The organism is Oleiphilus sp. HI0117, from assembly GCF_001635235.1.
Map to the genome: position 1 here is coordinate 1 of NZ_LWGA01001201.1, position 373 is coordinate 373.

1 protein-coding gene is annotated in these 373 nt (G+C 37.5%); it reads left to right on the forward strand.

Annotated elements, in window-relative coordinates; translation table 11 throughout:
- Positions 1 to 81: 81 nt before the first annotated feature.
- On the forward strand, positions 82 to 373 hold a 292-nt coding region (locus A3757_RS25375), incomplete at its 3' end, for a LysM domain-containing protein (protein WP_156506470.1).

Genomic DNA, 373 nt, shown 5'->3' on the forward strand with positions numbered 1-373 from the left:
ACTTAGCTAAGTAACTTAATATTCTTCATTAAGTTAAAGAAGTAAAAAGAATTAAATAAAAAAATATTATAGCTATATGTTATGGAGAGGTTTGTCGAATTGTTTACTTTTTATCCGCTTTGTAATTTGGCGTGTTTAAAAAATAGGCGGCCTCTTGCTTTTGTAACGTTTTGTATCTTAACGCTATTCCTTCTGGCCTCCTGTACCTCTCCATCAATATATCTAGATAAAAACTTTAACCCTCCAGTCTACTTTGGGCAGCATGTTGTACGTAAGGGAGATACCTTATATGCCATCGCATGGCGCTATGGCCGTGAGATGAAGGAGTTGGCGAGAGAGAATGGAATAAAGTCGCCCTATGTGATTGTGCCGG